Origin of the sequence: Paraburkholderia tropica (assembly GCF_914484835.1) — a bacterium.
Taxonomy (GTDB): domain Bacteria; phylum Pseudomonadota; class Gammaproteobacteria; order Burkholderiales; family Burkholderiaceae; genus Paraburkholderia; species Paraburkholderia tropica_A.
Window position 1 is genome coordinate 169885 of the sequence record NZ_CAJZAR010000028.1, and the last position, 21856, is coordinate 191740.

General features: G+C 61.0%; 21 protein-coding genes. 12 read left to right on the forward strand and 9 right to left on the reverse strand.

Annotated elements, in window-relative coordinates; genetic code table 11:
* Window positions 1–19 precede the first annotated feature (19 nt).
* Window positions 20–211: a hypothetical protein gene (locus LDO54_RS02815; protein ID WP_224005941.1), complete on the forward strand. Its 192-nt coding sequence runs from the start codon at window positions 20–22 to the stop codon at window positions 209–211.
* A gap of 73 nt (window positions 212–284) precedes the next feature.
* On the opposite strand, the gene LDO54_RS02820 is transcribed toward LDO54_RS02815, so the two are convergent.
* Window positions 285–713 (reverse strand): hypothetical protein, encoded by a 429-nt coding sequence (locus tag LDO54_RS02820; protein ID WP_224005944.1) that lies wholly within the window; start codon window positions 711–713, stop codon window positions 285–287.
* Window positions 714–806: 93 nt separating this feature from the next.
* On the opposite strand from LDO54_RS02820, the gene LDO54_RS02825 reads away from it, so the two are divergent.
* Both LDO54_RS02825 and serC read left to right on the forward strand, forming a co-directional pair.
* Window positions 807–1475: a hypothetical protein gene (locus LDO54_RS02825; RefSeq protein ID WP_224005946.1), complete on the forward strand. Its 669-nt coding sequence runs from the start codon at window positions 807–809 to the stop codon at window positions 1473–1475.
* Entirely contained in the window at window positions 1450–2550 is a 1101-nt protein-coding gene (serC, locus tag LDO54_RS02830; RefSeq protein ID WP_224005949.1) for a 3-phosphoserine/phosphohydroxythreonine transaminase, read from the forward strand. Before LDO54_RS02825 ends, serC begins: the two co-directional genes overlap by 26 nt.
* Before the next feature lie 54 nt (window positions 2551–2604).
* Here serC and LDO54_RS02835 read toward each other — a convergent pair whose 3' ends face one another.
* The 8 genes from LDO54_RS02835 to LDO54_RS02870 form a co-directional block, all read right to left on the reverse strand.
* Window positions 2605–3057 (reverse strand): hypothetical protein, encoded by a 453-nt coding sequence (locus LDO54_RS02835; protein ID WP_224005952.1) that lies wholly within the window; start codon window positions 3055–3057, stop codon window positions 2605–2607.
* A 52-nt stretch (window positions 3058–3109) separates the two neighbouring features.
* Window positions 3110–3892: a COG4705 family protein gene (locus LDO54_RS02840; RefSeq protein ID WP_224005955.1), complete on the reverse strand. Its 783-nt coding sequence runs from the start codon at window positions 3890–3892 to the stop codon at window positions 3110–3112.
* Between the two features lie 247 nt (window positions 3893–4139).
* Complete coding sequence (locus LDO54_RS02845; RefSeq protein ID WP_224005958.1) at window positions 4140–5246, reverse strand: LacI family DNA-binding transcriptional regulator; 1107 nt, start codon at window positions 5244–5246, stop codon at window positions 4140–4142.
* 144 nt (window positions 5247–5390) lie between these two features.
* The gene (locus LDO54_RS02850) at window positions 5391–6839 is read right to left on the reverse strand and encodes a c-type cytochrome (protein WP_224005961.1); all 1449 of its coding nucleotides are present in this window, start codon (window positions 6837–6839) and stop codon (window positions 5391–5393) included.
* A gap of 31 nt (window positions 6840–6870) precedes the next feature.
* Complete coding sequence (locus LDO54_RS02855) at window positions 6871–8457, reverse strand: GMC family oxidoreductase (protein WP_224005963.1); 1587 nt, start codon at window positions 8455–8457, stop codon at window positions 6871–6873.
* Between the two features lie 68 nt (window positions 8458–8525).
* The gene (locus LDO54_RS02860; protein ID WP_224005966.1) at window positions 8526–9110 is read right to left on the reverse strand and encodes a sorbitol dehydrogenase family protein; all 585 of its coding nucleotides are present in this window, start codon (window positions 9108–9110) and stop codon (window positions 8526–8528) included.
* Window positions 9111–9124: 14 nt separating this feature from the next.
* Window positions 9125–10234, reverse strand: coding sequence for a porin (locus LDO54_RS02865; protein WP_224005968.1), 1110 nt, complete (start codon window positions 10232–10234; stop codon window positions 9125–9127).
* Between the two features lie 249 nt (window positions 10235–10483).
* Window positions 10484–11158 carry a FadR/GntR family transcriptional regulator gene (locus LDO54_RS02870; protein ID WP_224005971.1) on the reverse strand — a complete coding sequence of 225 codons (675 nt, stop codon included), beginning with the start codon at window positions 11156–11158 and terminating at the stop codon, window positions 10484–10486.
* A gap of 124 nt (window positions 11159–11282) precedes the next feature.
* On the opposite strand from LDO54_RS02870, the gene LDO54_RS02875 reads away from it, so the two are divergent.
* The 9 genes from LDO54_RS02875 to LDO54_RS02915 all read left to right on the forward strand — a co-directional run bounded on the left by LDO54_RS02875 (window position 11283) and on the right by LDO54_RS02915 (window position 21850).
* Window positions 11283–12482, forward strand: coding sequence for a mandelate racemase/muconate lactonizing enzyme family protein (locus LDO54_RS02875; protein ID WP_224005975.1), 1200 nt, complete (start codon window positions 11283–11285; stop codon window positions 12480–12482).
* Between the two features lie 53 nt (window positions 12483–12535).
* Window positions 12536–13255 carry a ribonuclease activity regulator RraA gene (locus LDO54_RS02880; protein WP_224005978.1) on the forward strand — a complete coding sequence of 240 codons (720 nt, stop codon included), beginning with the start codon at window positions 12536–12538 and terminating at the stop codon, window positions 13253–13255.
* 51 nt (window positions 13256–13306) lie between these two features.
* Window positions 13307–14896: an aldehyde dehydrogenase (NADP(+)) gene (locus LDO54_RS02885; RefSeq protein WP_224005981.1), complete on the forward strand. Its 1590-nt coding sequence runs from the start codon at window positions 13307–13309 to the stop codon at window positions 14894–14896.
* An 87-nt stretch (window positions 14897–14983) separates the two neighbouring features.
* Window positions 14984–16324, forward strand: coding sequence for an MFS transporter (locus tag LDO54_RS02890; RefSeq protein WP_224005984.1), 1341 nt, complete (start codon window positions 14984–14986; stop codon window positions 16322–16324).
* A gap of 62 nt (window positions 16325–16386) precedes the next feature.
* Complete coding sequence (locus LDO54_RS02895; RefSeq protein ID WP_224005987.1) at window positions 16387–17523, forward strand: porin; 1137 nt, start codon at window positions 16387–16389, stop codon at window positions 17521–17523.
* Window positions 17524–17629: 106 nt separating this feature from the next.
* A complete protein-coding gene (locus tag LDO54_RS02900; RefSeq protein ID WP_224005990.1) occupies window positions 17630–18715 on the forward strand; it encodes a major royal jelly family protein in 1086 nt (361 codons plus the stop codon).
* Window positions 18716–18831: 116 nt separating this feature from the next.
* A complete protein-coding gene (locus LDO54_RS02905; protein WP_224005993.1) occupies window positions 18832–19635 on the forward strand; it encodes a DoxX family protein in 804 nt (267 codons plus the stop codon).
* A gap of 37 nt (window positions 19636–19672) precedes the next feature.
* Window positions 19673–20230, forward strand: coding sequence for a sorbitol dehydrogenase family protein (locus LDO54_RS02910; protein WP_224005996.1), 558 nt, complete (start codon window positions 19673–19675; stop codon window positions 20228–20230).
* A 30-nt stretch (window positions 20231–20260) separates the two neighbouring features.
* Window positions 20261–21850 carry a GMC family oxidoreductase gene (locus tag LDO54_RS02915; RefSeq protein ID WP_224005998.1) on the forward strand — a complete coding sequence of 530 codons (1590 nt, stop codon included), beginning with the start codon at window positions 20261–20263 and terminating at the stop codon, window positions 21848–21850.
* Window positions 21851–21856 lie beyond the last annotated feature (6 nt).

Below are 21856 nucleotides of genomic sequence, written 5' to 3' on the forward strand. Positions count from 1 at the left end.
GCAATCCGAAGGACGCATTGTGAACAAGCCGCCACGCAAGGCAAATCCGTTCGTGCTGATCGACTGCACTGCCACCAGGCAGGAATCGGTCGCGCAAGCGCAAAACCGGGAATCGACATTCGCCGTTCAGGTGCCGGTATTCGAGGATGAAGTGGGTTATATCGGCGAATCGCCCGCACTCCATAGAGCGTTGAAAGATGAGGTCCGCTGACATGGCGAATTCGCAATCGCAATCGCAATCGGACTCGGAAGCGCCTTATCAAGCGCGAGGTCTTTCCGCATTGCTACGTTTGGCGGCAACGGGAGGCGATATTGCGCAACTGGGCGCGACACTGCTCGAATATAACCAGACGCACGACGACCCGCAGGCGTTGCTGGATCTTGCATGGGTGCTTGAATTGAAGTTCGAGCGCGATTCGGCGCTGTCGGTCCAGCAACTGGCGATCGGCATGCAGCGCCTTTACCGCATTCGCCATGCCGCTTCGCGCGAGCCCGTAAAACTGCTGGTTTTCAAGGCGGCGGGCGATCTCATGACCAATACGCCGTTCGAATGTCTCGTCGCGCATGCGGATTTCCAGATCGACGTGCTGTATGTGAATGAGGCACTCGAAGCGGATTTTCGTTTGCCCGAGCACGACGTCATTCTCGTCGGCCCTTGCGCGCTGGATGGAAACCGTCCGGCTCTGGCGCGCATCGCGGCATTGCTCGAACACACGCCTGCGCCAATTATCAATCGGCCAGACCGCATTCCGTGCACGACGCGCGATGGCGCGTGGAATCTGCTCGGTGGCGAAGCGGGTATTTGCATGGCGCGCACGGTGCGCGTCGGGCGCGCGGCACTGGTGGCGCGAATCAACGCCACAGAGCGCAGCGACGATGTCCTTGGCGTGGCGTTTCCGATGATTATTCGCCCGGTGGGATCGCACGCCGGGCAAGGTCTGGCGCGCGTCCTGACGATGGACGAACTGACGCATTACGTGAATCAGTCGGATCGCAATGAATTCTATATTGCGTCCTATATCGATTACCGCAGCGCCGATGGGCTGTTCAGAAAATACCGGATCGCGCTAATCGACGGCATGCCGTATATCTCGCATATGGGGATTTCGGCCCACTGGATGGTGCATTACCCGTATGAGGAAATGCTCGCGCACCCGGAGCGTCGCGACGAAGAGGCGCGTTTCATGGCGACATTCGATGCGGATTTCGCGCAGCGCCATCGAGACGCACTGTCGACGGTCGCGAAGCTCACCGGGCTCGATTATGTCGGGCTCGATTGCGCGGAAACGGCGGACGGACGCCTCGTGATTTTCGAAATCGCCACTGCGATGGTGGTGCACGACATGGACGACCCACAGGCGTTTCCCTATAAACCGGCCCGTATGCAGCGCTTTTTCGACGCGTTCTGCGCAATGGTCGTACGCAAGGCAACAACGAAACGAGAACACGATGACCACACGCTGCAACGAGCTTAATTTTTCGGGCGGTCCCGGAGCGCTGCCCGCATCGGTGCTCCTGCAAACTCAGCGTGCGATCGAGGCACTGCCTGAGACGGGGCTATCGGTACTTGGAATGAGCCATCGTTCGGAATGGTTTTTGTCGCTGGTCGAGGAAGCGTCACAGAATTTGCGGGCTTTGCTGGGCCTCTCCGACGATTACGAAATCGCCTTTATGCAGGGCGGCAGCAGTCTGCAGTTCGCGACCATTCCGATGAATTTCGCGGGCGCGCGCTGGGCGCCGCCGCAATACATCAGTTCCGGCTATTGGAGCCGCCGCGCGACCGCGGAAGCGCAACGCGTTTATCGATGCGGCGTGGCGTGGGACGGCGAGCGTACGCGCTATAGCGAATTGCCCGATCTCGCGAAACTCGATATCGACCCGCGCGCGGCCTATTTGCATTACGTCTCGAACGAAACCGTGGAAGGGCTGCAATTCGGCGCGCAGGAAGCCCCGTCGAATGTGGCGCTGATTGCCGATATGTCATCGGACTTTCTCTCGGCTCCCGTCGACACCGAACGATATTCGATGATCTACGCGCACGCGCAGAAAAACCTCGGCCCTTCGGGCGTGACGGTTGCACTGGTGAAGCGTGCGTTGCTCGAACGCATTCCCGACGGTCTTCCTGCGATACTCGATTATCGAACGCATATCACGCATCGCTCGAATTACAACACGCCGCCGGTATTCGCCATTTATGTGTTGACGCTCGTTTCGCGTTGGTTGCGCGACGAAATCGGTGGCTTGCACGCCATGCGCGCCATCAACGAGCAGAAATCGGCCATGATTTACGGCACGCTCGAATCGTTGGGCGACGCCGTGCGCATTCACGCAAAAGCGCCGTGGCGCTCGCACATGAACGTGGCGTTTTCGTTCGGTGACGAGCGGCTCGATCGCGCTTTCGTCGAATTTGCGGGTGAGCGGAATATGACCGGGCTGGAAGGCCATCGTTCGCTCGGCGGCATTCGCGCGTCGCTTTATAACGCAGTCACCGGGGAAGCGGTCGCTGCCCTTTGCGAAGCGATACGCGAATTCGCCATCAAGCGGCACTAAAGGCGAAACCGCGCGCGACGGCATCGCGCCGTCGCGCATTCACGTCGGCGCGTATTACGCGCTGTGCTGCAAACTATCGAATGTATTTAGTAGCGCGTGCATCGCATCCTTGCAGTCCGCCGGCTGAGGCGTGGCCGCGCGCAGCGCGTCCAGTGCGCGGTCGATGGCCTTGTCGAGACGATGCCAGTCGGCCGGCGCACGCGGCTTGATGCCGGCCTCGGCTTCATCCCACGCAATTTCCAGATCCTTGATACGCGCTTTGGCGGCGGGTAGATCGCCGCTTTCGACTTTCGCGGCGACGTCGGTAGCGATGGAGCGAAACGCCGCCAGATCGCCGAGCGCCGACGATGCGCTGGCAGGCGTTGGCGCAGCGGCCTGAACGGCGGTGTCACTGGCCGAATTAGCGGCGGTCGAATCGGCGGATCGCGAACAAGCGCTCGTCGCGAGTATGAGCGCGAATGTGAGCGCGGCGCAGGCGGATACCCGCGTAGCAGAACGAATGATCATGACGGCTCCTCAGGGAAAGATGTGCGTGTATGTCAATGCGTGTCAATGCGCGTCAATGCGTCGGCGATTCCGCACGACGCGAGCGCGCGTTGAATTCCACCATCGCAACCAGACCGATAATCGCGGCCAGAAAGAGGGCGCTCGTCCATTGCGCGCCGAAGCCAAATCCGCCGTAAGTGCGTGCTTGTGTCAGCAGGTCGCCGAGCGCGGCGCCGAATGGCCGTGTCAGCACATAGGCGATCCAGAATGTCGCGACGGCATTGGCGCCTGCGCGAAAGAGCAGCCAGATCGCGGCAATCAGCGCGCCGAAAATCAGCACGCCGCGCGCAAAGCCAAGTCCCGTGGCTTCCGTCGCGAGATCGCCTGCCGCCGTTCCCAATGCAAAGGTGCAGAGAATGGCGGCCCAATAAAATCCTTCGCGTCGGCGCGTTACGATCGTGTGAATCGAAAGCGTGCGTTCGCTCGCGTACCAGATCGCGAAGATTGCGACGAGCGCGGCGAAAAAGATCGCCGTGCTGAGATAAAGGCTGATATCGAATTTGTCGGTCAGGAGATCGGTGATCTGCGTGCCGACAATACTGACCAGGACGACCGCAAGCCAATAAAGCCACGGCCGGAAACGGCGCGATCCCATTTGAAGCGCGAGAATCGCGCAGAGCAGTGTGCACATGACGGCGCGCGTCACGCCTTGTCCCCATCCGGCATTGACCGCCAGATAATCCGCGCCGGTTTCGCCGACGGTCGTCGACAGTATTTTGATGACCCAGAACGAGAGTGTGATTTCCGGCACCTTGTTCGGGTTATTCACGGAAGGCGTTGAATACGCGGATGTCATATCCGTCTCCACGACGAAGGGGAAAGAGAATCGGGCTGCTTCGTTTACATAAAGCCTACGCTTCGAAGCTTAGCTGACGCTTAGCTTGCAGCGTGCATGCCCGAGTCTTTCCGGTCGGGGAGAAAATACGGTTTCAGCAGTGGATTCGAATTCTGTCTTGCCTGGATCGGACTGGCCGCAGTGGGGCGACCCAGAGTTTCAGATTCGAAGTATCAGGTGCCGGATGTCACCGAAACCTTGGACTCGATTAAGGAGCTAGACGCCGTCGTTTCAACTGCGTCTCCATCAGTTCGCCCGGAAACTTCAGATATCGCTCAAGATAGGCTGAACGTGGCGCATTCGGCGCGGAATACAAACGAAACTCAATCGGCGGAATGGGCGTGAGCTGTGTCTCGCGCCCATTGAAGCGCAGCAGTTGCCGCAGTGCCGTCAGCACCTGCGCCGAAGGGTCTTGATCGATGACGAGGTCGATGCGGCCGCTTTCGAGCAGTTGCTTATGCTCATCGAGCATTTCGTGCGCGATCCACACCACGTGTTGTTCGCCCGCTTTTGCGAGGGCGGTCGCGATGCCGTCCGTCGAATAACCGGTGTCGTAGATGCCGGCGATGGGTCCCTTCTTGAGCGCGTCGTTGACCATGCGACGCGCGAGGTCGTTCTTGTCCTGGGTGTGGCGCGGAAGACGCTCGGCAACAAGGTTCGGCGCGAACTCCTTGAGCGCCGCTTCGAACCCTTCTGCACGCAGGTCGTGGCAAGAGTTATGGGTCAGCCCGAGCGCGACGAGGACACGCCCCGTTTGCGGGCCAAGCCGGCTCATCCAGTATCCGGCCGTCCGACCCGCAGTGACATGATCGATGCCGCAATAGTAGTGCGGCGGGAGATTGTCGAAATCGCAGATGAGCATCGCAACGGGCTCACCTGCACCGATGACGGCATGCAGCGCTTCCCGCACCAGCGGGCGGTCCGGCGCGAATACGATGAGCCCCGAACGCCGATAACGCGGATTGCGCGTTGCCGATGCAAATGAGCGCTCGTCATCCCAGGAAAAGAACTTGCGATGAATATGGACGCTCGTGCCTAGCGAGCGGTTGAGGAAGTCGAATGCCTGTTCCATGCCGCGCAACAGGGGGCTGGCGTGTACGGGCAATAGCACATCGAAATGGAGTATCGGTGTGCGTTCGTCGGGCAGAATCCGGTTGATTTCCAGCTGGCGTGCGGCATCGAGTACTTTCTTTTTCGCGCGATCGGAAACGCTGCCGATTTCATTGATTGCGCGGTTGACCGTCGATACGCTCACGCCCGCCAACGCGGCGATATCTTCGAAACGGACACGACGCGGACGGGCAGGAGACTTCATCGGTATTCCTCGCGTGGCGATCGTCTGCCAGTCATGGCACAGAAACGAACCGGGACTTTGCGCCCATCTTATCGTGAATGGGCAGGTGCCCCGCACGCGAGCACGGTGAAAGCCGCGCGCCTTGCAGCGCGCGCGGCTGCCCCGTTACACGCGGGTCTTGCTGCGTCGCCGACGCAAGACGCACGCCGCGAGCACGATAACGAACGCGCCAGCAATTATGCCGCCAAATGCAAGCGTCGACGCATTGCGAATCAGGAACGACGGACGGCCGCCTTCGCGAATCACCTTGACGTCTGCGCCCGTGAGTTGCGCGTTGCCGCGCCCGAACTGCTCCGTCACGTAGTTCGTCACGGCGGCGATCTGATCGTCGCTCAACGAATCCGTGATGCGCTCGTCTTCAGCGGAGAAGGCGGGCATCGACACTTCGCCGTCCGCGCCTTTGCGATGGACGCCTTGCGCAATCGCCATCACGACATTGTTCGGCTCCAGCGCGCCCACCGCGCTGTTGTGAGTGAGCGGCGGGAACGTGCTGTCCTCGGTGCCGTGACCGTGCACGCCATGGCAGGCCGCGCACGCGGCGCTATAGAGCGCTGCGCCGTTCGATTCCGTGGTCGCGAAGCGTTCCGCCGAATCGTTGCCGGGAATCGGCTTCTCGAAGTCGGTCCACGCGACATCGCGCTTCGGATCGGCCGCATAAGACGGCGTCGTCTGGCCCGGCGTGCGGATCGGCGCGACGGTACGCAGATAAGCGACGATGGCGTCGATGTCGTGGTCGTCGAGCTTGCGGAAGCTGTTTTCGATCGCTTCAGCCATGCCGCCGCCTGCTTGCGCGAGGCCGCGAACATGACCCGTGCGCAGATACGCGGTCAATTGCGCGTCGGACCATCCACCAATGCCGCTAACCTTGTCCGACGTGATGTTCGGCGCGTACCAGCCGCCCACCACCGCGCCGCCCAGGTACGCGCTCTGGTCGAGCGCCATCATCGTATTGCGGCCCGTGTGGCAGGTCGTGCAATGCGCGAGTCCATCGACCAGATAGTGCCCACGATTGACGAGCAGCGAAACATTCGCATCCGGTTTGAAGCGGTCGTGGTTCAGATAGAGCGCGTTCCAGATCGACATCACGCCGGGCAGCCCGAATGGAAACTTGAGCGCCGTCTTTTCTGCGGGTGCCTCGTCCACAGGCGCGACGCCTTGCATGAAATACGCGTAGAGCGACTTGACGTCGTCGTCGGTCATCAGCGCATATTCGGTGTAGGGCATCGCGGGATACAGATTCGAGCCGTCCGGGCGCTTGCCTTCGCGCACGGCACGCGCGAAATCCGCTTCGCTGTAATTGCCGATACCTGCCGTCTTTGAAGGCGTGATATTGCTCGACACGATGGTGCCCATCGGCGTATCGAAGCGATAGCCGCCCGCGAAGGGCTTGCCGTGATCCTTGGCTGTGTGACACGCAATACAGTCGCTCGCGATAGCGAGGTATTGTCCGTGCTGGATCGAAGCGGCATCGGCATCGGTTTGCGCCGATGCGGCGTGTGCGGCGATGCTGCAAGCCGTCGAGAAAACGAGCGTGCCGATAAAGCGTGAAAGCAATTTTGCGGAAGTCGTGTTTACTACTTTCACATCAGACCTCGCGCGCAATGATGTCCGCCGAACGGATCGACAGTGCGATCGCCGTGAGCGTTGGATTGACCACGCCAGCGGCCGGAATCACACCCACCGAGGCGATAAACAGATTCTCGTGATCGTGCGTGCGGCAATCGCCATCCACCACAGAATCTTTCGGGTTCGCGCCCATGATCATCGTGCCCATCAGGTGATCGTGATTCTGGAAGCCGGTGGTGTCGATATAGGTGCCGTTCATCTTCGCGACGATATCCTTGTAATGATCCTGGGCCGCGCGATAACCTGCTTTGACGTAATCGTCGACATCGAAATGCACGTCGATCATCGGAATGCCGAGCGCGTCCTTGCGCGTGCGGCTGGGCTGCACGCGATTGGTGGGCGAGGGCAGCGACTCGAAGAACGTCGAGATCTCCAGCCAGCGCGCGCTGTATTTCATGATGTTCGCGTCGAGCTGCTTGCCCATCATGCCTTCACCAAGAAAGCGCTGCGTGAGGCTCAATTGCGGATTCAGATTGGTGATCGTGTGCTTGAGCGCGGAATGCTGCTTGCGGAAATCGCCGTCACGCCAGTTGAAAATACCGCCTTGCTGCACAGGACCTCGCCCCATCCACACGGGTTCTTCGGCGAGAAAATGCATATTCACGCCGATGTGATCCATCAGATTGCGGCCAACCTGATCCGACGAATTCGCCACGTCGGAAAGCAGCAGCAGCTTCGACGTTTCGAACGAATGCGCGGCAATGACGAAATAGCGTGCGGTAAGCCGCACGTCTTCGCCCGTCGACGAACGATAGTGAACGGCGACGATGCGGTTCTTCTCGCCTTTCTCGATCTTGTACGCGGTGGCGTCGGTGATGAGCTTTACGCCGCGACGCTCCGCTCGCTCCGCGTGAATGCTGCCGTTATAGAGCGCGCCGATCGGGCACACGGGGGCGCAGTTGTTATTGCCCTGGCAAGCCGGACGCTCGTCGTAAGGCACGTGCGTACGCACGTTCGGTTCGTGCGCGAAACGATAGCCGTGCGGTTCGAGCTTTTTGCGGAAGTGCGAATACAGATACAGTTCCGGCTCGGGTGTGACGGGATAGGGTGCAGAGCGCGGCGGAAAAGACGAGCCGCCCTGGCCGCTCTGGTCGTCGGCATCGCTGCCCGAAACGCCGAGTTCGACTTCGGCGCGGTGATAGTACGGCTCCAGGTCGCTATATTCGATCGGCCAGTCGCGCCCCACGCCATAGAGCGTCTTGAGCTTCATGTCGTTGGGCAGATAGCGCCACGTTGCGCCGCCCCAATGCCACGTCGTGCCGCCTACGAGCTTGAGCATGCCGGGCAGCATGCGAAACGAACCCGTGTTTTCGATGTAGCCTTCAGCGTAGGACGTATGTGCCCACGGCGAGTTCGGAAACGGTTCGTTGAAGTCGTATTTGCGCGGCGAATTGCGGAAGTTCTCGACCAGCTTCCAGCGCGGCACCTTGCGTCCGGCTTCGAGCATGATGACGGACTTGCCGTGCTTTGCGAGTTCGTTGGCCATATTGCTGCCGACCGCGCCTGAGCCGACGACGATCACGTCAGCATCGAATTCTGTTGCCATGCCTGTATTGCCCTGCGATATGAGTTGCTGAATGTCCCTGACTGAAGCGGACGGACAAATGTGCCTTGTTACGTTGGCACGGTCGTCCAATAGCCGGTGCCCCAACGCGAATACGAGGGAATCGGCGTATAGCGCTCGGTCAGCCGGTACATCAGCGCCTGCGTATAGGTGACGAATTGCGTGTCGTCGTGTGCCGCGCCGCTCTTTGCGGTGCCTGCGTAGCCGAGATAGAAACTCGAAATGATGGCGAGCGCGTCGGCCTTGATCGTCGCGGGCAGCGCGGCGTACTGACTGAATGCGTCGACATCCGCAAGGGAATGCGTCGCGATGTAACGCGAGATGGCGGCCGCCTTTGCGCCGAATTGCGCATCGACTTTCAGGAGCGCGTCGAGCGCGCGAACCGCCAATGCGCCGTCGAGCGTCTTACCCGTGAGGAATTGCGCAAGCTGGTGAAAGTCCTGCTGCGAAATCGCGGCAACCGGCGCGCCGGGCTCTGCGTGTGCCGGTGCAATCGCGAGTGCGGGAAACATGGCGAGCGCGCTCAACATCACGCTCCCTTGCGCAAGGAAAACGCGGCGCGCGCCATCGGGCGCGCCGCAGGATGTGGTCGCCGTCACGCGATCGCGCGGCCCGTATTCGGGGGAATTCTTCATCGTCAATCGGCCAATCAGAAGTAATGAATCACGCCGCAATACGCGCCCGTTTGCGACGCACCGAACGCGGGATTGGTGCTGTTGCTGTTGTCGCTGCCGGGGTTATTCGCGTTCACGCTGAAATTGCTGTGCGCGCCGTTGCGAACGTGCGCGAGCGTGGTGTAAAGCACGGTGCGTTTGGAGAGTTGGTAGAGCGTGCCGAGCGTGAACATCGTCGCGTGGCCGCCTGCATCGTGAGTCGCGTCGCCCGCGCCGGAACCGACGTCGACATGAAACACGGCCGCATCGATTTCGAGCGCAGGCGAAAGCGTGTATTTGCCGCCGAACCAGTATTCATTCGCCGAACTCGCGAGCCCGGCTGGCGTATCGGGCGCGCTCAGATGGAGCGCCGCGCCTTGCCAGAGCATCTTTCCCGTGCGCAGCGAGAGACCGCCGAACCACTCGCGCGACGACACGAACACATTCGAGAAACGACCGTTCGAATCGCGCAATTCTTCATACATGCCCATTGCGCGGAACGGCCCGCTCGCGTAATTGATCTGCACGCCGCCGCTGCGGCCGTAGTCGCCGCTCAGCCCGTTATTGAATCCGCTCGATGCGTTGCCGAAGGCGTATTGCGCCTGCATCGACAAACCGCGATAACTGGGCGAGATGTACGACACGGTGTTGCTCGTGACCGGCCCCAGCCGCCCGCGCGAGAGCGATTGCGAGGAGGTCAGCTCCTGCTGGAACGGATCGAAATCCCACTGATAGTTCGAGAGCCCGAGCGTGCGCCCGAGCGTCAGCGTGCCCCAATCGTCGTCGCTGATGCCGACGGTCGCGATACGGTTGAAATAACGCGCGGAATCAGCCTGTTCGCCACTCGCCATATCGATGCCGGCTTCGAGGTTGAAGATCGCGTGCGTATGCCCGCCCAGATCTTCCTTGCCGCGAAAGCCAAAATAGCTGGCGCCCCAGTTTGCGCTTTGCATGCGGTAATCGGCGCCACCGCCTCGCGTATTCGAGAGGTAATCGAAACCCATATCGAGCCGTCCATAAAGCGTCACGCTGCTTTGGGCTTTGGCCTGACACGCTGCAAATGTCAGCGCGGCGGCGGTCAAGATTAGAGGGCTCTGTCTTTTCATCGAATTCTTTTTGGGCGAAACAATGCAGCGTGCAATCGACTCGCGGTCGGCACGCTTTCCGTTCTAGTTGTGATTTCCAGTGCGTGGTGGGTCGGGCAATCAAGTTGCCGGGCTGCGCCAATTGGTCACACGGGAGAGATGCCGAAGGATAGTTTCAGCCCGACCGCGAGGCAATCGACATTTTGAATTGATCGATTCAAATGAGCGCGTGTCAGTCGGGGCGAAGCTTTGTACGCTTGCGGGAGGCGTTCAGCCAAAGAGGCGAGCAATGCCGCTGCGGATGTGCTCGACCATGGCCTGACGTGCGCCGTCGCTATCGCCCCGTGCAATCGCTTCGTCGATACGTAGATGTTCGTCGCGGATATCGCGCACGCGGCGCAGACGCGGCTGATTCGAGAGTTCGCGGATCATGCGCGTGGCAATGCGGCGATGGTCGCGAATGGCCGCCATCGTCATGCCATAGAACTTGTTGCCGCTTGCCTGCGCGATCGCTTCGTGAAAAGCGATGTCTTCTTCGATGCTTTCGGTGCCGCGATGAATGGCTACTTCGAGCAGGCGTCGGCGCGCGCTGATTTCACGCAGTAAATCGGGCTGCGCATGCGTGGCGGCCCATGCCGCACATTCTCCTTCGATTACGCAGCGAAACTCCAGAAATGCACGCACCTCTTCGACGTTTTCGATGGGCCCGAACGGCATGCTGCGCAATTGCGGACGGCCCACGTAATTGCCCGAACCTTTGCGCGACACGATCCAGCCTTCCGAACGTAATTGCGCGAGCGCCTGACGCACGACAGGGCGTGAAACGCCGAGTAATTCGGCCATGGTGTTTTCCCCAGGCAGTTTGTCGTCGCCGCCCAGTCGATGGCGATCGATGAAGGCGAGGATGCCTTGATACGCAAGGTCGGTCAGCGGAGAAATGGACATGAACGCGACTCGAAGTAATCGTGGGGCGCATCTTAAACCTGTAATACAGCCTCGTCCATTTGTTGACGGTCGCGTGGCCGGTTGTGAGCATGAGCACATCGTTCAACTTCACTTGCACGCAACCATGTCCAGTATTACGAAGCTTCGCACTATCCGTATCGCCGAGCGGCCCAATCTCATCTGGGTCGAACTCGAAACCGACGATGGGCTCCTCGGGCTGGGTGAAACGTTTCGTGGCGCGCAGGCCGTCGAGGCCGTGCTGCACGAACAGGTCGCGCCGCTGTTGATCGGGCAGGACTCGCGCCGCATCGACGCAATCTCGCGCCAGTTGCATACGCCGTATGTGGGCTTTCAAGGCGCAAGCGCGGAAATCCGTGCGGCCAGCGCGGTCGATATCGCGTTGTGGGACATCGCTGGAAAACGTCACGGCATTCCGGTGCATGAAGCACTGGGCGGTGCAAACCGCCTGACGATCCAGGCGTACAACACGTGCGCGGGTTATGCCTATAACAGCAATCAGACGGCGCGCCGCGTGATTTCGCAAAACGACGCGGCGCAAGGTCCGTACGACGATCAGGTCGCGTTCAATCAGGATGCGGGCCGTCTCGCGCAGAGTCTGCTCGAAGAAGGTTATCGCGCAATGAAGATCTGGCCGTTCGACGTCTTCGCGGCGGCGACCGGCGGCCAGACGATTTCTCTCGCCGATCTCAAGAAGGGGCTGGAGCCGTTCAGGAAGATTCGCGCGGCCGTGGGTGACGACATCGAAGTGATGTGTGAAATGCACAGCCTGTGGGGCGCATTGCCCGCCGAACGTATCTGCCGCGCACTCGAAGACTACGGCGTGTTCTGGGCCGAAGACCCCATCAACAAGATGCACGACATCGAAGCGCTCGCCAATCTGCGCTCGCGGGTGCGTGTGCCGATCTGCGGCAGCGAAACGCTCTCGGGCAGCACGCAGTTCCGCGAGTTGATGGCCGCCGACGCGGTGGACGTCGTGATGGTCGACATCGCCTGGTGCGGCGGCCTCACGGAGGCACGCAAGATCGCCGCCATCGCCGAGTCGCATCGCCGCGCGCTCGCGCCGCACGACTGTACGGGTCCGATCACCTTGATGGCCGGGCTTCATCTTGCCTTGCATGCGTCCACGGCGATCTATCAGGAAGTCGTGCGCGCCACGCTTTCGACCTGGTATCGCGATCTCGTGACCGAACTGCCCGTTATCGAGCGCGGCATGGTACAGGCGCCCGTTGTGCCGGGACTCGGTACGGCGCTGCGGCCGGAAGTGAAGCTGCGCGCCGACGCCGTCGTGCGTGAGTCGCATTGAATCCCCGCGCATTGAATCCCGTTATCGATCTCTCACTTTAGAAGGCTACTCGTATGACCGTCCTTACCGCCGAACTGCGCGCCCAACTGGAAAAGATCAGCACCGCCACGCTAGCCACCGCGCTTTATAAGCGCGGCTTGCGTCAGCAGGTGATTCAGGGTGTCACGCCGCTCAAGCGGCTCACGAAAAGCATGGTGGGCGAAGCGTTCACGCTGCGCTACATTCCGGCGCGCGAAGACCGGAACGGCCTGGAAGTGTTTCGGAATCCCGATCATCCGCAGCGCAAGGCCGTGGAAATCTGCCCGCCGGGCGCCGTGCTCGTGATGGATAGCCGCAACGACCCGCGTGCGGCATCGGCGGGCGGCATTCTCGTCACGCGCCTGATGAAACGCGGCGTGGCAGGTGTCGTGACCGACGGCGGTTTTCGCGACGCCGACGACATCGCGCAGATCGACATGCCCGCGTTCCACACGCGTCCTTCCGCGCCGACCAACCTCACGCTGCATGAAGCGCTCGATATCAACGTGCCCGTCGGTTGCGGCCACGCTGCCGTGTTTCCGGGCGACGTGGTGGTCGGCGACAACGACGGCGTGATCGTCATTCCGGCGCATCTGGTCGAAGAAGTCACCGCCGAGGCCACGGAAATGACGGCCTTCGAAGACTTCGTGATGGAAGAAGTGCGCGAAGGCAACACGATCATCGGCCTGTATCCGGCGACGCGCGAAGAGACGCGCGAGAAGTTCGCCGTGTGGCGCGCACGTAATGGCCGCTGAAACCGATCCGCGCAATCCGATGGTGACGACGATATTTTCAGGAGCAAACAAATGACTGCATTGACGGGCGAAATGCTCATCGGTTTCTCGGCGGTGCGCGGGCAGGCGGGCGAGCAGCGCGCATTCGATCCCGCCGCGAACGCGGAGATCGCCGCACCCGTCTTCGGCCTCGGCGACGAAGCAGAAGTGGAACGCGCGGCGACGCTCGCGGCGCGCGCTTTCGACGCCTATCGCACGCTGCCGCTCGCGCGTCGCGCGGCATTTCTCGAAGCGATTGCCAGCCATCTGCTGGAGAGCGGGGACGCGTTGATCGCGCGTGCTCACGCGGAAACGGGTCTGCCGCGTGCGCGCCTGCAAGGCGAACTCGGGCGCACAGTGGGGCAGTTGCGCCTCTTCGCCAATGAAGTGCGCGAAGGCCATTTTCTGCGTGCCACGATCGATTCGGCGCTGCCGGAACGCATGCCGCTGCCGCGCGCCGATCTGCGCTTGATGAAGCTGCCGCTCGGCCCCGTGGCCGTATTCGGCGCGAGCAATTTTCCGCTCGCGTTTTCGGTGGCGGGCGGCGATACGGCATCGGCGCTCGCGGCGGGTGCGCCGGTGATCGTGAAGGCGCACGGCGCACATCTGGGTACCTCGGAGCTCGCGGGTCGCGCGATTCAGGCGGCTGCGAAGGAAACCGGCATGCCGGATGGCACCTTCTCGCTGCTGTTCGGCGCGGGTCGCAAGATCGGCGAGGCGCTGGTCGCGCATGCCGCCATCAAGGCGGTGGGCTTCACGGGTTCGCGTCAGGGCGGCCTTGCGCTGCTGCGTATCGCCAACGCGCGTCCTGAGCCGATTCCCGTCTACGCGGAAATGAGCAGCATCAATCCGGTATTCCTGTTGCCCGACGCATTGCGTCATCGCGCTGAAACGATTGGCCGCGATTTTGCCGATTCGCTCACGCTTGGCGCGGGGCAGTTCTGCACCAACCCCGGTCTCGTGCTCGCCATTGACGGGCCCGACCTGCAACGCTTCCTGATTGCGGCGTCACTGGCGCTTTCCGCAAAGCCGCCGCAGACGATGCTCACACAGGGCATTCACGCGGCCTGGCAGGACGGCACGCGTGCGCTCGATGCGCTGGACGGCGTGCAAAAGATCGCTCAAGGCGCGGCCGTCGAAGCGCAATGCAATGCGGCACAAGCCGCGCTCTATGTGACGGATGCAAAGCGCTTCCTGGCCGATGCAGCGCTTCAGGACGAAGTGTTCGGCCCCGCTTCCGTGCTTGTGCGTGCGAAAGACCTGAACGAACTGCTGGAAATCGCTGAGCGCTTCGAAGGGCAGTTGACTGCCACGCTGCAACTCGATGATGCCGATCACGTCGACGCACGCACGCTCCTCACGGTGCTCGAACGCAAGGCCGGCCGTATTCTCGTCAACGGTTTTCCCACCGGCGTCGAAGTGAGTCACGCGATGGTGCACGGCGGTCCATTCCCGTCGACGTCGAATGCGATGTACACGTCGGTCGGCGCATCGGCGATCGATCGTTTTCTGCGGCCTGTCTGTTACCAGGATCTGCCCGACACGCTGCAACACGACGCGCTCAAAAACAGCAATCCGCTGGCGTTGTGGCGCAGGGTGGACGGCGTGCCGCAGCGCGCGTAAAGCGTGTGCAGTTGATGGGCGGATGAAACGCCAGACGATGAATAACGGAGACATCCGGGCACTACCGGAACAGGAACAGGAGCAGGCATGCAACGCGATTCGATAGCGTGCATCGCGAGAGAGGCGTCGCGCAGCAAGGTGCGCTACGTCGTGCTCGCGATGATCTTCATGATCACGGCCTTGAATTACGGAGACCGCGCGACGCTTTCGATTACGGCGTCCGCGATGAAAGGCGAACTCGGTTTGAATGCGGTGCAGATGGGTTATCTGTTTTCCGCATTCAGCTGGGCCTATACGCTTTCGCAATTGCCGAGCGGCTGGTTGCTCGACCGCTTCGGCGCGCGACGTGTTTATGGCGGCAGTATTCTGCTCTGGTCGTGCTTCACGCTGCTGCAAGGCGTGGCGAGTCTGGAACTGGCGACGGCTTCGATTCTCGTCGTCCTGTTCGCTTTGCGCTTTTTTATGGGCATTGCCGAAGCACCTGCATTTCCCGCCAACGCGAAAATCGTTTCGACCTGGTTCCCGGCCACGGAGCGCGGCATGGCGTCGGCGGTATTCAATTCCGCGCAGTACTTCTCCGCCGTTGTCTTCACGCCGCTGATGGCGTGGATTACGCACACGTTCGGCTGGCAATACGTCTATGTGACGATGGGCGTGCTCGGCGTGACGATGGCCTTCGTCTGGATGCGTGCGATGAAAGAGCCGCATGACCATCCGCACGTGAATCAGGCCGAACTCGATTACATCGGCCAAAGCGCAACGGCTGAGCGGCGCGAAGAAGCCGTCGATGCACTCATGCGGCTCGGTGGATGGGCATGCGCGCGTCAACTGCTGTCGAACCGCATGCTGCTCGGCATTTACCTCGGGCAGTTTTCGATCAGCGTACTCACGTATTTCTTCCTCACGTGGTTTCCGGTCTACCTCGTGCAGGCACGCGGCATGACCATCATGCAGGCCGGCGTGACGGCTTCGTTGCCCGCGATCTGCGGTTTTCTCGGCGGTTTGCTCGGGGGCGCGTTTTCGGATGCGCTGGCGCGGCGCGGCTATTCGCTGAGCGCGGCGCGCAAGCTGCCGATCGTGCTCGGCATGCTGCTGTCGCTCTCGATCGTCGGCTGCAATTACGTCAAGGCGGATGGGCTCGTGATCGTGCTGATGTCGATGGCGTTCTTCGGCAAAGGCTTCGGCGCGCTGGGCTGGGCCGTGCTCGCTGACGCTTCGCCAAAGGCGGTCGTGGGATTGTGCGGTTCGATCTTCAATCTGTTCGGCAACCTCGCGGGCATCGTCACGCCGATCGTGATCGGTTACCTGATTGCCGGATCGGGGTCATTCAATGGCGCATTGCTATTCGTCGGTGCGAATGCGTTGCTCGCAATTTTTAGTTATCTGGTGATCGTCGGAAAGATCGAACGGGTGAAACTGGTTCAGTAAAAAACGTGAAACGGTGCGACGGCCATTCGTCGAATAAAGAAAACAAGACTGGAGGAGCAGGAATGAGGCAAACGGCAATTCTGGCGGTGACGGGCGCCGTATTGGGCGCGGTCTGCGCCAGCGCACAGGCGCAGAATTCGGTGACGCTGTATGGCATCGCCGATGCGGGCATCACCTATATTCATCATGCGGGCGGCGATCACGACCAGTATTCGATGACGAGTGGCCGCCTCAACGCCACGCGATGGGGATTGACCGGCAGCGAGGACCTGGGAGCGGGGTTGAAGGCCATATTCACCCTCGAAAGCGGTTTTTCGATCGCAGATGGCACATTCGATAAGAGCGGAACGCTATTCAGCCGCCAGGCGTATGTGGGCGTGGCGGACACCCGCTGGGGCACGCTGACCCTCGGCCGCCAATACGATCCGATGACTGATCTGGTGCAACCGAACCAGGCCGACGCGTATTTCGGCGGCTTGTTCACGACACCCGGCGACGTCGATAACGCCGATTCGAACGCGCGCTTCAATAACTCCGTGAAATGGCTGAGCAGCGAATGGAACGGCCTGCGTATTGGTGCGAGTTACGCGTTTGGCGGTGTGGCGGGTTCGGTGGCGTCGGGGCAGGCGTTCGGCGGGGCGGTGTCGTGGCACACGGGGCCGTTCTCGATCGGCGCGGGCGGCATGCACATCGACAACGGCAATCCTGCGATCTCCGCGCGTCAGACCACGGCCGCCGAATCGCTTTTCTTCACGTCGATTAATAGCGCGTATGCGTCGGCTAGCGCGATCAATATCGGCCGCGTGGCAGCCAGCTACAAGCTCGACACGTTCACGTTCGGCGGCTATTACAGCTATGCCGAATATGTGCCCGACGGCTGGTCGCAATTCACGAAAACCGAGCATTACCACATCGGTTCCGCGTACGTGCATTGGCAGGTCACGCCGGTCGTCGAAACGCAGCTTGCTTATAACTACATGCATTCGACGGGCGACTCATCGGCGGTCTATCAGACGGTCACGCTCGGCGCGCTCTATGACTTGAGCAAGCGCACGGCGATCTATATCGAAGGCGGATACGGCCACGCAAACGGTTCGAACGGTTCGGGGCCAGCGCAAGCCGTCATCGGCGCAGCGATGGTCGATGCGGGCAAGCCTTCTCAGGTGCTCGTCACCGCCGGCCTGCGCCAACTTTTCTGACAATAAATCGAAACGGAGACACATCATGACGAATGTCGATCAACGGCATTTCGCATTGCGAAGGAATTGCCTCAGGGCGTTGATGCTTGCACCGCTTGCGGGCGGTATGGCCACCCGCGCGTTCGCGTATCCGAAAAGCAGCGTGAAGCTGGAGCTGGTCGCGACGTCGCCGACGCATCTCTGGAATGGCGTAACGCTCACCGCGAATGGCCGCATGTTTGCTTCGATGCCGCGCTGGCCAGGTTTCGAGCAAACGCCCGCGCTAGTCGAAGTGATGAAGGACGGCTCGCTGGTGCCGTATCCCGGCGGCGCGTGGAATGAGTGGAAGCCGGGCGATTCCGGCACGGACAGTTTCGTCGGGGTGAATGCCGTCAACTGCTTCGACGGCGTGACGATCTGGGCCGTCGATCAGGGCACGGTGCCGGGCCATGACGCCTTCATGCCGGGCGCGGGCAAGTTCGTGCAGATCGATACGCGCACGAACAAGATCGTGCGCAAATATGAATTTGGCACCGACGTCTTGCCGCCGGGAGCCGCATTCAACGATATCCGCATTTACGGTAACTACGCCTATTTGACCGATTCGGGCGCGGGCGCGATTGTCGTGGTCAATCTGAAAACCGGTGAAGGGCTCCGCCGTCTTGCGGGCCACACCAGTACGACGATGCAGCGCGCGGGCATTGCGCGCGACAACGTGCCGATGGTGCATCCCGACGGCAAGCCGCATACCGTGCACGCCGATCAACTCGAAATCAGTCCTGACGGCGAATGGTTCTATTACCAGACTGCCGAAGGTCCGCTGTACCGCGTGCCGACGCGTGTGCTACGCGATCGCTCGATTAGCGAGGCCGATGTGCGCCAGGCCGTCGAATACGTCTACGACACGCCGACGCTGGGTGGCACAGCGATCGACAGCAAGGGCAATCTCTTCATGGCCGAAGCGAGCCGCCCGTGCATTTCCGTGCTGCTGCCCAATGGCGACGTGCGCGTGCTGATCGAAGACGAAAACCTCTGGGGCGGCGACGGCCTGTTCATTACCGCCGACCGCTATCTCTACATTCCGATTTCGCAGTCCGTGAATCTGCAACTCGTGCGCGGCCCCGGCGGAAAGAGCCTCGTGACCTATCCGTTCAAGATCTGGCGCTTCAAATTGCCGGACGAATACGGCGGCCCGGCTAATCACAACGTCTAACGCTTTTATCACTGACCGTGCAGCCTGCTGGGCTGCACACACACATGCTTATGTCCGAAAACTTCTATTCTTCGCTTCGACCGGCTCGCGTTCCGCTTCCGCTCGCTACGCTGGCATTGATCGTTGGCCTGATTGCGACCGTGTATTACGGCGTGATCGGCGGCGCGTTGCACGACAGCGCCAATTATTTCTGCGTCGCCATGTGCGTGCTGGCCGTTGCTGCCGCGCACTGGGTCATGCCGCGTAACTTCGCTGTGGGCTTTCTCGTTTCCACCTTGCTGTGGCTGACCAACTGGCGCGTCGCCGCCATGATGAATATCTGGCCGGTGATGATCGTTTCCGCTGTTATCGCGGTGATCTATGTCGCGATGTTTCTCGATTGTCTGCAAAGCAACTGGAATCAGGCCGCTCCTGGAGAACGCCTGAGCGGACTCGAATGGCAAATGACGGTCGTGCGGATTTATTTCGGCTTCGACATGGTCGGTCACTTCACTGAAAAGCTGTTTGCGGGCAGCGCTTCGTTTCATCACATGAGCACGGTGTTCGGCGGCTTTGGCATCGCGACGCCGGAGCCGTTCGTCATCATGGGCGGGCTGTGCGAACTCGCGATTGCGATTGGTATCGGCATTGGCGTGTTGTCGCGTCTCGCCGCATTGGGTGCGACGCTTTATTTCGCCATTGCCAATCACTATGGCGCGCATTTCGACAACGGCTTCACGTGGGCGAATGGTCCCGATGGCGGCTGGGAATATCCGATGTTGATGGCGATTTTCTATCTGAGCTTCGCTTTGTCGGGCGCAGGCCGTTTCTCGTTTGACGGCTGGTTGCTGGCGCGTGGATTCGTGCCGCGCGGGTTGCTTGTGTTGTTCGCCAGCCAGCGCGTGCGCGACAAGGCGATCGTACCGGCGGCATCCGCCTGAAGCGGAGCACGCCACATCGATGGAGGAGACGTCATCCATGTCGCAATCGCGAGAGAAAAGCACAACGAGCGGCGTGACGCGCCGCAGCTTCCTGCAGATCGGCATCGCGCTGACCGGAGCGTTTGCACTAGACACCGAGCTGCGCGCGGGCAGTCTGCCTGCGCAAGCACCCGCGGTCATGCAGGCCGACACGTTTGCCAGTTTGAGCGGGTTTTTAACGGGTAAAACGCAACTCGACACGACGCTCGCGGCACGGGCACTCACGCAATTGCGTGCGCTCGATCCCGGTTTCGACGGCAAGCTCTCCGCGTTATCCGAGGCAATCGCCGTATCGCGCGCGAAAACGATGGACGATTTTCTCGCGACCGAAGCGGGCGCGCGCAATCGCGCCACGGCAACGACGATCGTGTCGGCCTGGTATCTGGGCTACACCGGCACACCCGATCTCTCGAAGATGGCCGATGCTTCGCGCTTCGTGACGTATCGCGAGGCGCTGATGTTCGCGCCTACGCTCGACGTCTCGATCATTCCCACGTTCTCGCGCGGCAAAAATGGCTTCTGGCATGAGCCGCCCGCCACGCTGGCGACCGATTGAAGAACCTGTAAAAACAGGGAGACGGGAAACATGAGTACAGGTTTTGATGCGGATGTGATCGTGATCGGTTCGGGCGCGGTGGGATCGAACGCGGCCTATGGACTGGCGAAGCAGGGCAAGTCGGTGATCCTGCTCGAAGCGGGCGAGCGGATGCCGCGCTGGAAACTGATCCAGAATTTTCACAATACCTCGCGGCGCAAGGACAATATCGCGCCGTTTCCCAACAAGCCCTGGGCGCCCACTTCGGCTTATGACGGCTATATCGTCAATACCGGCAATCAGGTCATGACGCCGGGCCAGTTGAAACTGGTGGGCGGTACGACGTGGCATTGGGGCGGCGCGGCCTGGCGGCTGATTCCGAGCGACTTCAAATTGAAGTCGCTTTATGGCGTGGGCCGCGACTGGCCTGTCGATTACGACGATCTCGAACGATATTACGCACGCGCGGAAGCAGAAATCGGGGTGGCGGGCGATAACAGCGAGGACCAGGCGGGCAATATGGGGCGCGCGTGGCCGCCGCGCTCGACGCCGTATCCGTTGCCGCGCGAAGTCGACACGTATTACGCCCAACGCATTGCGAAGCGCATCGAGCCGCATGGTTATCGCGTGATTACGGAGCCATCGACGCGTGCAAGCGCCGGTTATCGCGGGCGGCCCGCTTGCGTGGGCAATAACAATTGCCTGCCGGTGTGTCCTATCGGCGCGAATTACTCGGGCTTTATTCACGCGGAACTGGCCGAGCAGGCCGGCGCGCGCCTCCTGACGGACGCCACTGCATTCAAGCTCGAAAAAGGGCCCAACGGCAAAATCGCCGCCGTGCACTACCGGAATTCGAAGGGCGAAGACACACGCCTGACCGCGCGTACTTTCGTCGTGGCGGCGCATGCCTATGAATCGGCGAAATTGCTGCTGATGTCCGATGTCGGTAATTCGAGCGATCAGGTCGGGCGCAATCTGATGCCGCATCTTGCGCTGATACTGCGCTTTCTCGCGGACGAACCGCTATGGCCCGGTCGCGGGCCGATTCAGGGCAATGCGATCATGAATTTGCGCGACGGCGATTTTCGTCGGCATCAGGCGTCGAATAAGTATCAGTTGTCGATGCCGGTGGCCAATGAATTCATCACGACGCGCCTGTTGCAACAGGGCGTCCTCGGCTCCGAACTCGATCAGCGGATTCGCCATGATTCCGCACGCTTCGTGGAGATGTTCGGTTTCTGGGAAACGTTGCCGCAAGCATCGAATCGCGTCACGTTGGGGCAGGGAAGAACGGCCATCGGTTTGCCAACCATGTCGGTGCACTACGATCTCGACGATTACAGCCGCAATACCGCGCCGGTCGTGCGTCAGGATTTCGAGCAGTTCATCAAGGCGATGGGCGGTACCGATGTGATGGCGCGCGGCGAAGAGATCGTGGCGGTCGATCACATCATGGGCACCGTCATCATGGGCGACGACCCGAAGACGTCGGTTGTCGACAAGGATTGCCGTAGCTGGGATCACGAGAATTTGTTCGTGGTCGGCACGGGCAATATTCCCGCCTGCTCGGCAGTGAACCCGACGCTCACCGGCATCGCGCTCGCCATTCGCGCGGCCGACCGCATCGCTACGGAGGTCTAGGCGATG

What these genes read in the sequence shown, in the direction of transcription:
- LDO54_RS02860 (WP_224005966.1), bottom strand. Translation starts at nt 9,110, where the DNA reads ATGAAGAATTCCCCCGAATACGGGCCGCGCGATCGCGTGACGGCGACC.
- serC (WP_224005949.1), top strand. Translation starts at nt 1,450, where the DNA reads ATGACCACACGCTGCAACGAGCTTAATTTTTCGGGCGGTCCCGGAGCG.
- LDO54_RS02910 (WP_224005996.1), top strand. Translation starts at nt 19,673, where the DNA reads ATGTCGCAATCGCGAGAGAAAAGCACAACGAGCGGCGTGACGCGCCGC.
- LDO54_RS02835 (WP_224005952.1), bottom strand. Translation starts at nt 3,057, where the DNA reads ATGATCATTCGTTCTGCTACGCGGGTATCCGCCTGCGCCGCGCTCACA.
- LDO54_RS02890 (WP_224005984.1), top strand. Translation starts at nt 14,984, where the DNA reads ATGCAACGCGATTCGATAGCGTGCATCGCGAGAGAGGCGTCGCGCAGC.
- LDO54_RS02825 (WP_224005946.1), top strand. Translation starts at nt 807, where the DNA reads ATGGCGCGCACGGTGCGCGTCGGGCGCGCGGCACTGGTGGCGCGAATC.
- LDO54_RS02900 (WP_224005990.1), top strand. Translation starts at nt 17,630, where the DNA reads ATGGCCACCCGCGCGTTCGCGTATCCGAAAAGCAGCGTGAAGCTGGAG.
- LDO54_RS02870 (WP_224005971.1), bottom strand. Translation starts at nt 11,158, where the DNA reads ATGTCCATTTCTCCGCTGACCGACCTTGCGTATCAAGGCATCCTCGCC.
- LDO54_RS02880 (WP_224005978.1), top strand. Translation starts at nt 12,536, where the DNA reads ATGACCGTCCTTACCGCCGAACTGCGCGCCCAACTGGAAAAGATCAGC.
- LDO54_RS02840 (WP_224005955.1), bottom strand. Translation starts at nt 3,892, where the DNA reads ATGACATCCGCGTATTCAACGCCTTCCGTGAATAACCCGAACAAGGTG.
- LDO54_RS02865 (WP_224005968.1), bottom strand. Translation starts at nt 10,234, where the DNA reads ATGAAAAGACAGAGCCCTCTAATCTTGACCGCCGCCGCGCTGACATTT.
- LDO54_RS02855 (WP_224005963.1), bottom strand. Translation starts at nt 8,457, where the DNA reads ATGGCAACAGAATTCGATGCTGACGTGATCGTCGTCGGCTCAGGCGCG.
- LDO54_RS02895 (WP_224005987.1), top strand. Translation starts at nt 16,387, where the DNA reads ATGAGGCAAACGGCAATTCTGGCGGTGACGGGCGCCGTATTGGGCGCG.
- LDO54_RS02885 (WP_224005981.1), top strand. Translation starts at nt 13,307, where the DNA reads ATGACTGCATTGACGGGCGAAATGCTCATCGGTTTCTCGGCGGTGCGC.
- LDO54_RS02845 (WP_224005958.1), bottom strand. Translation starts at nt 5,246, where the DNA reads ATGAAGTCTCCTGCCCGTCCGCGTCGTGTCCGTTTCGAAGATATCGCC.
- LDO54_RS02915 (WP_224005998.1), top strand. Translation starts at nt 20,261, where the DNA reads ATGAGTACAGGTTTTGATGCGGATGTGATCGTGATCGGTTCGGGCGCG.
- LDO54_RS02875 (WP_224005975.1), top strand. Translation starts at nt 11,283, where the DNA reads ATGTCCAGTATTACGAAGCTTCGCACTATCCGTATCGCCGAGCGGCCC.